Below are 10,248 nucleotides of genomic sequence, written 5' to 3'. Positions count from 1 at the left end.
GATCCGGGCGAGGCCCAGCCCGGAGTGTCCTTCATCGTCGCTCCTTCACGGTGCTCGTCCGCGGTCGCGGCGGCAGGTTGGCGCCCATCGTGCCACGCGGTGTCCGGGAAGGGACGGGGGGCCGTAGGGGCTGCGCACCTTCAATTGTCCGTCGGATACGGGGCAGACTGGCCGCATGGCTGATCAGTACGCGCGAACCGGCGACGACACCCGGCCGACCGAGACCCCTGCGATCCGATGGGAGGAGCCACCCGAAGGCCCCGTCGTGGTCCTGCTGGACCAGACGAGACTGCCGGCCGAGGAGGTCGAGCTGGTGTGCACGGACGCGTCCGCGCTGGTCGAGGCGATCCGTTCGCTCGCCGTGCGCGGGGCGCCGCTGCTGGGCATCGCCGGGGCGTACGGCGTCGCGCTCGCCGCCGCGCGGGGCTTCGCCGTGGAGGAGGCCGCCGAGGCGCTGGCCGGTGCTCGGCCGACCGCGGTGAACCTGTCTGGCGGGGTGCGGCGTGCGCAGGGCGCGTACCGGGCCGAGCTCGGTCGGACCGGTGACCAGAAGCAGGCCGCGGGAGCCGCGCTCGCCGCCGCGCGGGCGTTGCACCGGGAGGACGCCGAGGCCAGCGCCCGGATGGCGGGGCACGGGCTGGCGCTGCTCGACGAGCTGCTGCCGGGCGGCGGGCACCGGGTGCTCACGCACTGCAACACCGGGGCGCTGGTGTCGGGCGGTGAGGGCACGGCGTTCGCGGTGGCGCTGGCGGCGCACCGGGTGGGGCGGCTGCGCAGGCTGTGGGTCGACGAGACGCGGCCGCTGCTGCAGGGCGCCCGGCTCACGGCGTACGAGGCGGCACGCAACGGGATGGCGTACACCTTGCTCACGGACAACGCGGCGGGCTCGTTGTTCGCGGCCGGGGAGGTCGACGCGGTGCTGGTGGGGGCCGACCGGATCGCCGCCGACGGTTCGGTGGCGAACAAGGTGGGGACCTATCCGCTCGCGGTGCTCGCCCGGTACCACCATGTGCCGTTCATCGTGGTGGCGCCGGTCACGACCGTGGATCTGGACACCCCGGACGGGGCGTCCATCGAGGTGGAGCAGCGCGCCGGTCATGAGGTGACGGAGATCACAGCACCTCAGGTGCCGGTGGCGGGAGCGGAGGCGGGAGGCGGTATCCCGGTGGCACCCCTGGGGACCCAGGCGTACAACCCGGCATTCGATGTGACACCGCCGGAGTTGGTGACGGCGATCGTCACCGAGGAGGGGGCTGTTTCGCCGGTGACGGCTGGTGCGCTTGCGGAGCTGTGTGGCAGGTCACGACAGGTAACGATTTAGTTAATGGGATGATGTCGTTTATGAAGGGACGAGTCCTTGTCGTCGACGACGACACCGCACTGGCCGAGATGCTCGGCATTGTGCTGCGTGGTGAAGGTTTTGAGCCGTCTTTCGTAGCCGACGGCGACAAGGCGCTGGCCGCGTTCCGTGAGGTCAAACCGGATCTGGTGCTGCTCGATCTGATGCTGCCGGGCCGGGACGGGATCGAGGTGTGTCGCCTGATCAGGGCGGAGTCCGGGGTGCCGATCGTGATGCTCACGGCGAAGAGCGACACCGTCGATGTGGTCGTGGGCCTGGAGTCGGGCGCGGACGACTACATCGTGAAGCCGTTCAAGCCGAAGGAGCTGGTGGCCCGGATCCGGGCGCGGCTGCGGAGGTCGGAGGAGCCGGCGCCGGAGCAGCTCGCCATAGGGGACCTGGTCATCGACGTGGCGGGGCACTCCGTGAAGCGGGACGGGCAGTCGATCGCGCTGACGCCGCTGGAGTTCGATCTTCTGGTGGCGCTGGCGCGGAAGCCGTGGCAGGTGTTCACTCGAGAGGTCCTGCTGGAGCAGGTCTGGGGGTACCGCCATGCGGCGGACACCCGTCTGGTGAATGTTCATGTGCAGCGGCTGCGTTCCAAGGTCGAGAAGGACCCGGAGCGGCCGGAGATCGTGGTGACTGTCCGTGGTGTCGGATACAAGGCAGGACCCAGCTGACATGCCCGGGGACAGCGCCGCTTCGGCGCCCGGTCAGTCCGGGACCCGCACGGAGCGGCCTGTCGGCCGGAAGACGTCGGGTTCCCGCTGGGGGCGTTTTCTCGAGGGCGGGCTGCTGCAGGGCCAGGGCAGCCCGGTCCTGAGGCTCTTCATGCGCTGGGTGCGCCGTCCGCTGTTGCCCGTGATGCGGCTGTGGCGGCGCAACATCCAGCTCAGGATCGTCGTGACGACCCTGCTGATGTCGCTCAGCGTGGTGCTGTTGCTGGGCTTCGTCGTCATCGGCCAGGTGCGCAACGGGCTGCTGGACGCCAAGGTCAAGGCCTCGCAGAGCCAGGCCACGGGCGGGTTCACGGTGGCCCAGCAGCGGTCCGACAGCGCGGCGAGCGCGGCGGGGAACGAGAGCACCGACAACGGCGACCGGGTGCAGAACGTCGTCGAGCGGATGACCAACCTGGTGAAGGAGCTGTCCAGCGGTGGGCAGGGAGCGTTCGACGTCGTGACGCTCAGCCCGGCCTCCGCGGACGGCGAGACCGGTGGGCTCGGACCGCGTGCCTCCGGCGGAGTGGCCTGGGACCTCAGCGTGCCCGTGGCGCTGCGCGACCGCGTCGACGACGGCACCAGCGCCGTCCAGAGCTATACGCGGATCTTCTACACCAACGGCCAGGAGTCGCAGCCGGCGCTGATCATCGGCAAGCAGATCAACGACCCGAACGGCAGCCCGTTCCAGCTGTACTACCTCTTCCCGCTCACCCAGGAGGAGAAGTCCCTCAGCCTGGTCAAGGGCACGCTGGCGACGGCGGGGTTGTTCGTCGTCGTCCTGCTCGGGGCCATCGCCTGGCTCGTGGTGCGCCAGGTCGTCACGCCCGTGCGGATGGCGGCGGGGATCGCCGAGCGGTTGTCCGCCGGGCGCCTGCAGGAGCGGATGAAGGTCAGCGGCGAGGACGACATCGCGCGTCTCGGTGAGGCCTTCAACAAGATGGCGCAGAACCTGCAGCTGAAGATCAGCCAGCTCGAGGACCTGTCGCGGATGCAGCGGCGGTTCGTCTCCGACGTGTCGCACGAGCTGCGCACCCCGCTGACGACGGTACGGATGGCGGCGGACGTCATCCATGACGCGCGCGTGGACTTCGACCCGGTGACCGCGCGGTCGGCCGAGCTGCTCGCCGACCAGCTGGACCGGTTCGAGTCGCTGCTCGCGGACCTGCTGGAGATCAGCCGGTTCGACGCGGGCGCGGCAGCCCTGGAGGCCGAGCCGATAGACCTGCGCGAGGTCGTGCGGAAGGTCGTCAGCGGGGCCGAGCCGCTCGCCGAGCGCAAGGGGACGCGGATACGGGTCCTCGGCGACCAGCAGCCCGTCGTCGCCGAGGCCGACGCCCGGCGGGTGGAGCGGGTCCTGCGGAACCTCGTGGTCAACGCGGTGGAGCACGGCGAGGGCAAGGACGTCGTGGTCAAGCTGGCGGCGGCGGGCGGAGCGGTCGCGGTCGCGGTGCGCGACTACGGCGTGGGGCTCAAGCCGGGCGAGGCGACGCGGGTCTTCAGCCGTTTCTGGCGGGCCGACCCGGCACGCGCGCGTACCACCGGCGGCACGGGACTGGGACTGTCCATCGCCCTGGAGGACGCCCGCCTGCACGGCGGCTGGCTCCAGGCGTGGGGCGAGCCCGGTGGCGGGTCGCAGTTCCGGCTGACCCTGCCGCGGACGGCGGACGAGCCGCTGCGCGGCTCCCCGATACCCCTGGAACCGAAGGACTCCCGGCGCGGCCGCGGTCCCGGCGACGGTGCTGTGCGGCAAGGCGGCGGCAAGCTCGCCACAGTGCCGGTGCAGGCGGGGGAGCACGGGGTCACCAGGGCGCCCATAGGGCCGCTGCCCGGCGGTGGCCAGGTGCCCACGGCCGATCCGACGGCGCTGCCCGGCAACGGCGCGCGCGTGGTGTCCCGGCCCGGCGCGTCGCCCACGGCACCGCCCGCGCAGCGGAGCGGCGAGGGTGCGGGGCAGGCCGAGGAGCGGCTCTCCGAGGCCGGCTCCGAGCAGCAGCAGGAGAAGCAGGGGGAGGCATTCCGTGGGCGCTGACCGCGCGAAACGCGGCCGTAGGCGTCCGGTGCGGGCGACGGCGTACGTCGGCATCGGTGCCGTACTGCTGGCGGGGTGCGCCTCGATGCCGGACAGCGGGGACATGCGCGACGTCGAGTCGACCCCGCGGCAGGACACGCAGGTGCGGGTCTTCGCGCTGCCGCCCGCCGAGGACGCCCAGCCCCTGGAGATCGTGCAGGGCTTCCTGGAGGCCCTGACCAGCGACGACCCCAACTACGAGACGGCCCGCAAGTACCTGACCGGTGGCGCGCTGAAGACGTGGGACCCGGGCAGGTCGACCACGGTCCTCGTGGAGGCGCCGACCCCGTTCACGAAGGTCACGGGGAGGGAGCCGGACAGCACCTCGTACCGGTACGAGCTGAGCGGCGAGAAGGTCGCCCGCGTGGACGGGCAGCACGCGTACACGCCGGCCAGCGGCGAGTACGAGGAGACCGTGCACCTCACGAAGGTGAAGGTGAAGGACACGGAGCAGTGGCGCATCGACAAGCTGCCACAGGGCGTGATGCTCGGCAGGTCCGACTTCGAGCGCAACTACAAGTCGATCAACAAGTACTACTTCACCTCCGCCGCGCAGTCCGGTGAGGCGGGCAGGGTCGCCGACCCGGTGTACGTGCGCAGCCAGGTCGACCCGGTGACCCAGATCGTGCGGGATCTGCTGAACGGCCCCACCCGCTGGCTGAACTGGGTCGCGCGGACCAGCTTCCCCTCGGGTACGGCGCTGCGGAAGGGCACCGCCCATCTGACGCCCGACGAGCAGAACAGGCTGGTCGTGCCGCTCAACGCTAAGGCCGACCGGGTCTCGGCGAGCCGGTGCCAGGAGATGGCCGCGCAGCTTCTGTTCACGCTTCAGGACTACATGCCCAACGGCATTGACGAGGTGGAGCTGCAGGGGTCGACCGGGGCGCAGCTGTGTGCGTTCGGAGAGGACCAGACCGACGCCGACGCGGCGAACCGGCCCGGCAAGGGCATCGAGTACGAGTACTTCATCGACGGCGAGCACCGGCTCGTACGGCTGTCCCCCGGGGAGAGCACGCCGACTCCGGTGCCGGGCGACCTCGGTGAGGGGGTGAAGCAGTTGCGGTCGGCCGCGGTGTCGCGTGACCAGGAGCGGGCGGCCGGGGTGTCGGCCGATGGGAGCGAGCTGTACGTGGCGCCGCTGACGTCGGGCGGCGCCATCGGTGAAGCCGTGCTGCGCAGCGCGGGTGCCACCGCCAAGGACCGGCTGACGACGCCCAGTTGGGACGGGCGCGGCGATCTGTGGGTGGCCGACCGCGATCCCAAGAAGCCGCGCCTGCTGGTCCTCGTGGACGGCAAGGGCGAGCCGCTGGAGGTGCGGACGACGGGGCTCGACGGACGTATCGAGGCGGTGCGCGTGGCCGCCGACGGGGTACGGGCGGCGATGATCGTGGAGAAGGACGGCAAGAGGTCGCTGTTCATCGGGCGCGTCGAGCGGGACGCGGACGCGGACGGCACCACCGTCTCCATCGTCGATCCGCGGTCCGTGACACCGGACCTCGAGGACGTCTCGGCCATGTCGTGGGCCGGTGACAGCCGGCTCGTGATGGTCGGCCGCGAGTCCGGCGGTGTGCAGCAGACGCGGTACGTGCAGGTCGACGGCTCCACGTTGGCGGGTCCGGCGCCCTCCGCGCTGACCGGGGTGGAGGAGATCGCGGCGTCCGAGGACGAGGGCCAGCCGCTGGTCGCCCATTCGGCGGACGGCATCGTCCGGCTCGCCCCCGGGGAGCAGTGGCAGACGGTGGTCAAGGAGGGGTCCGCTCCGATCTATCCGGGGTGAGCCCACGGGGCGCCGGCCGCAGGCAGCCGAGCCCGTTGCGGGGTGTGCTCGGGGCCTTCCGTGGCTGGCGCTAACTCGTGTGGGTGACAAGCCTGTTGGTTATCGGCGCGTTGTCCACAGGGGGTTTTCCACAGGGGTGGCACGGTTTCGTCCACGTTGGCACAGTGGGGGCATGCGGGCGTGGTGGCAGGACCTCACGGATCTGGTGCTGCCGGCCGAGTGCGGAGGCTGCGGGAGGCCTCGCGAGGTGCTCTGCCCGGAGTGCCGCGCCGCCCTGATGGGGGCCGCACCGAGCCGGGTGCGACCGGCGCCGGAACCGGTGGGGCTGCCCGAGGTGCACGCGGCGGCCCCGTACGAGGACGCGGTACGGGCGGCGCTGCTCGCGCACAAGGAGAGGGGCGCCCTGGGCCTCGCCGAACCGCTCGGCACGGCCTTGGCGGGGGCCGTACGGGCCGGGCTGGGCGAGGCGTGGGGTGGGGGCGCCGGGGACTTCCCGCCGGGGCGTGGCGCCTCGGCGGCCGGTGACGGGATCGGTGTCGGCGGGGACGTGCTGCTCGTTCCGGTGCCGTCCGCGCGGCGGGCGGTGCGGGCGCGCGGCCACGATCCGGCGCGGCGGATCGCGCTCTCGGCGGCCCGGGTGCTGCGGCGCGCCGGGACGTCGGCCCGGGTGCTCGCGGTGCTGCGGCAGCGGCGTGCCGTGGCCGATCAAACGGGGCTGGACTCCCGACAGAGGCTGGACAACCTCGCGGGCGCCCTGGAGGTGGCCGCCGGGGGCGTCCCGCTGCTGGGCGACGGCCGGGTCGTGCTCGTCGACGACCTGATGACCACCGGGGCCTCGCTCGCCGAGGCGGCACGGGCGGTCCGGGCGGCGCACGACAGATGGGTGGTGTCGTCGGCGGCAGACGGGAAAGACGCTGGGCGAACGGGGGAGGAGGCGGTCCGGATCCGAGGCGTCAGGGGAATGTACGGGGTCGACCATGCAGGTGAGGGGCTGTGCGCGGCGGTGGTCGCCGCGTCGCCGGATGCTTTCCACATAAACCGGAACTGACGGAGAACTTGCATCGTTGCAGGTAATGAGACGGTCAATTCACCTGAACGGAGGTACGTCTCGGTAGAGGGTGACGACATCCGTCCGGGCGAGATATGTTCGGTTGTGAGGGAATGGCCCCGGCCGTTCACCACATATCCGGATGCCGTACTGCGGGATTTCTGCAATCACCCGCAGGGATGGGGTGGAGATCTTGTCCACGGGGGAGGAGGAGGTGGAGTCACCGAGTCCGCGGTTCCGGAAGTAGCCGGAACCTGGTGCACAAGGGAGATGCTCCGCCAGTGGAGCGGAGCGATCCGGGAACGGAGTTCTGCGTGGACATCGTCGTCAAGGGCCGCAAGACCGAGGTGCCCGAGCGGTTCCGCAAGCACGTGGCCGAGAAGCTGAAGCTGGAGAAGATCCAGAAGCTCGACGGCAAGGTGATCAGCCTCGACGTCGAGGTGTCCAAGGAGCCCAACCCTCGACAGGCCGACCGGAGTGACCGAGTGGAGATCACGCTCCGCTCCCGCGGACCGGTGATCCGGGCGGAGGCGGCGGCGAGCGATCCGTATGCGGCGCTCGACCTGGCGGCGGACAAGCTCGAGGCCCGGCTGCGCAAGCAGCACGACAAGCGTTACACGCGCAGGGGCGCGCGCAGGCTCACGGCCGCAGAGGTCGCCGACCACGTTCCGGGCGTGGCGACCCTCAACGGCAACGGATATGTCGTCGAGGAGGAGAAGGCCGACGGCGTACCCACCAAGCGGATCGGCTCGCTCGAAGTGAAGGGCGAAGGCCCCCTCGTCGTCCGCGAGAAGACCCACGTCGCGTCCCCGATGAGCCTCGACCAGGCGCTCTACGAGATGGAGCTGGTCGGGCACGACTTCTACCTGTTCGTCGACTCCGAGACCAAGGAACCGAGCGTCGTCTACCGCCGGCACGCCTACGACTACGGCGTCATCCACCTCAGCACGGACCCGATGGTCGCAGAGGGGCACTCGAACGCCGCGGGCGGCACGCTCGGCGGCTGACCACGCCGGGTGACAGCTGAGCCGGTGCCCCTGGAGCGCGCGTGCGCCCCCAGGGGCACCGGTGTGCGACCCCCAGAGGTCCGCTCTGTCACCGCACTGTCGCCCCGGCATGAAATCATGGCCGAACCGGCCCCAACCGGCGGGTCGTTGCCTTGGGTTGGCGATGGCACAGAGACACAGGCCACGGCCTTCAGGGGGAGGAACGATGGCGGACAGCAGCTTCGGACCGATGCGAGACGCGGCGGCCGACGAGGGTTCCGTCGGCATGGGCCCTGCGGCGGGCTCCCGCAAGGAGCCCATCAGGGTCCTTGTCGTCGACGATCACGCGCTCTTCCGCCGCGGTCTGGAGATCGTGCTCGCCGCCGAGGAGGACATCCAGGTCGTCGGCGAGGCCGGCGACGGGGCCGAGGCGGTGGACAAGGCGGCCGACCTGCTCCCCGACATCGTGCTGATGGACGTCCGCATGCCCAAGCGCGGCGGGATCGAGGCGTGCACCTCCATCAAGGAGGTCGCCCCCAGCGCGAAGATCATCATGCTGACGATCAGCGACGAGGAGGCCGACCTCTACGACGCGATCAAGGCCGGGGCGACGGGCTACCTCCTCAAGGAGATCTCCACCGACGAGGTGGCCACGGCGATCCGCGCCGTCGCCGACGGGCAGTCGCAGATCAGCCCGTCCATGGCGTCGAAGCTGCTCACCGAGTTCAAGTCGATGATCCAGCGGACCGACGAGCGGCGGCTCGTGCCGGCGCCGCGGCTGACGGACCGGGAGCTGGAAGTCCTCAAACTCGTGGCCACCGGGATGAACAACCGGGACATCGCCAAGGAGTTGTTCATCTCCGAGAACACCGTGAAGAACCACGTGCGGAACATCCTGGAGAAGCTGCAGCTGCACTCCAGGATGGAGGCCGTGGTGTACGCGATGCGGGAGAAGATCCTCGAGATCCGCTGACCCCGGGTCAGGCCAGGGCGCGGGTGAGTTCCCCTACCAGCCGGTCCCGGAGCTCGGGGGCGTCCACCCGCTCCACACGGACGTTCGTGCAGTCCACCCAGCTCGCCGCCTCCAGCAGGGCCTGGGCGACCGCCGGGACCGCCTTCGGGCCGTTCAGGGTGACCTGCTTGGCGACCAGGGTGCCGCCGTCGCGAGCCGGGTCGACACGACCCACGAGTTGGCCGCCGGCCAGGACCGGCATAGCGAAGTAGCCGTACACACGCTTCTGCTTGGGGACGTAGGCCTCCAGGCGGTGGGTGAAGCCGAAGACGCGTTCCGTGCGGGCCCGCTCCCAGATCAGGGAGTCGAAGGGGGACAGGAGCGTCGTGCGGTGGCGGCCGCGCGCAGGTGTGGCCAGGGCCGCCGGATCGGCCCAGGCGGGCTTGGCCCACCCCTCCACCGTCACCGGGACCAGGCCCGAGTCGGCGACCACCGCGTCGAACTGCTCGCCCTTGAGGCGGTGGTAGTCGGCGATGTCCGCGCGCGTGCCCACACCGAGGGCCTCACCGGCCAGGCGGACCAGTCGGCGCAGGCACTCGGTGTCGTCCAGGTCGTCGTGGAGCAGCTCGGTGGGGACGGCGCGCTCGGCGAGGTCGTACACCCGCTTCCAGCCGCGGCGCTCCACACAGACCACCTCGCCGTACATCAGGGCCCGTTCGACGGCGACCTTCTCGCCGGACCAGTCCCACCACTCGCTGGTGCGCTTCGCGCCGCCCAGTTCCGTGGCGGTGAGGGGGCCCTCGTCGCGGAGCTGCTTGATGACGCGGTCGTAGGCGCCGTCGGGCAGTTCATGGCCCCACTGGGGGCGGGCGCGGTAGGCGCGGCGGCGGAACGCGAAGTGGGGCCACTCCTCGATGGGGAGGATGCAGGCGGCGTGGGACCAGTACTCGAAGGCGTGCGCGCGCGCCGGGGCGCCGTCGGGGGCGGTGGCCCAGTAGGCCCTGTCGACCGTGGTGCGGCCTATGGCGCCGAGACGGGCGTACGGGACGAGTTCGTGGGAGCGGGCGAGGACCGAGATGGTGTCGAGCTGGACCGCGCCCAGGTGGCGGAGCACACCGCGGACGCCGGCCCTGCGGTCGGGGGCGCCGAGGAAACCCTGGGCCCGCAGGGCGATGCGGCGGGCCTCGTCCGCGGTGAGTTCGGTCGTGGGGGGCGGCAGGGGTGTCATGGTCCGCAGGGTAGGCCAGGGCACTGACAAGCGGGGCTGAGCTGGGAGAACCGGCGGCGAGACCCTGGAGGTCGGGCGTCAGTGCGGGGCCGGCAGGTAGGGGGACGTGGAGGGGAGGCTCAGGTCGGAGG

Annotated in this window: 8 protein-coding genes; 7 read left to right on the top strand and 1 reads right to left on the bottom strand. The window is 71.4% G+C overall.

The features are described 5' to 3' along the window. Nucleotides 1-175 precede the first annotated feature (175 nt). The 7 genes from mtnA to AOK23_RS16785 all read left to right on the top strand — a co-directional run bounded on the left by mtnA (nucleotide 176) and on the right by AOK23_RS16785 (nucleotide 8,910). A complete protein-coding gene (gene mtnA / locus AOK23_RS16815) occupies nucleotides 176-1,321 on the top strand; it encodes an S-methyl-5-thioribose-1-phosphate isomerase (protein ID WP_055713522.1) in 1,146 nt (381 codons plus the stop codon). Nucleotides 1,322-1,329: 8 nt separating this feature from the next. Further along, the gene (gene mtrA, locus AOK23_RS16810; RefSeq protein ID WP_206187907.1) at nucleotides 1,330-2,019 is read left to right on the top strand and encodes an MtrAB system response regulator MtrA; all 690 of its coding nucleotides are present in this window, start codon (nucleotides 1,330-1,332) and stop codon (nucleotides 2,017-2,019) included. 1 nt (nucleotide 2,020) lies between these two features. Next, complete coding sequence (gene mtrB / locus AOK23_RS16805; protein WP_055713521.1) at nucleotides 2,021-4,087, top strand: MtrAB system histidine kinase MtrB; 2,067 nt, start codon at nucleotides 2,021-2,023, stop codon at nucleotides 4,085-4,087. Further along, nucleotides 4,077-5,903, top strand: a complete 1,827-nt coding sequence (locus AOK23_RS16800) for an LpqB family beta-propeller domain-containing protein (protein ID WP_055713520.1) — start codon at nucleotides 4,077-4,079, stop codon at nucleotides 5,901-5,903. Before mtrB ends, AOK23_RS16800 begins: the two co-directional genes overlap by 11 nt. A 172-nt stretch (nucleotides 5,904-6,075) precedes the next feature. After that, the gene (locus tag AOK23_RS16795) at nucleotides 6,076-6,951 is read left to right on the top strand and encodes a ComF family protein (protein ID WP_055713519.1); all 876 of its coding nucleotides are present in this window, start codon (nucleotides 6,076-6,078) and stop codon (nucleotides 6,949-6,951) included. Nucleotides 6,952-7,265: 314 nt separating this feature from the next. Beyond that, on the top strand, nucleotides 7,266-7,958 hold the full coding sequence (gene hpf / locus AOK23_RS16790) for a ribosome hibernation-promoting factor, HPF/YfiA family (RefSeq protein WP_240496415.1): 693 nt from the start codon (nucleotides 7,266-7,268) through the stop codon (nucleotides 7,956-7,958). Nucleotides 7,959-8,163: 205 nt separating this feature from the next. Then, on the top strand, nucleotides 8,164-8,910 hold the full coding sequence (locus tag AOK23_RS16785) for a response regulator (RefSeq protein WP_055520708.1): 747 nt from the start codon (nucleotides 8,164-8,166) through the stop codon (nucleotides 8,908-8,910). Between the two features lie 7 nt (nucleotides 8,911-8,917). Here the strand turns inward: AOK23_RS16785 and AOK23_RS16780 are convergent, their stop codons facing one another. Next, nucleotides 8,918-10,117 (bottom strand): winged helix-turn-helix domain-containing protein, encoded by a 1,200-nt coding sequence (locus tag AOK23_RS16780; protein WP_055713518.1) that lies wholly within the window; start codon nucleotides 10,115-10,117, stop codon nucleotides 8,918-8,920. Between the last annotated feature and the right edge of the window lie 131 nt (nucleotides 10,118-10,248).

Origin of the sequence: Streptomyces torulosus, from assembly GCF_001419765.1 — a bacterium.
GTDB classification, from domain to species: Bacteria; Actinomycetota; Actinomycetes; order Streptomycetales; family Streptomycetaceae; genus Streptomyces; species Streptomyces torulosus.
This window is presented reverse-complemented; position numbering and strand designations above follow the sequence as displayed.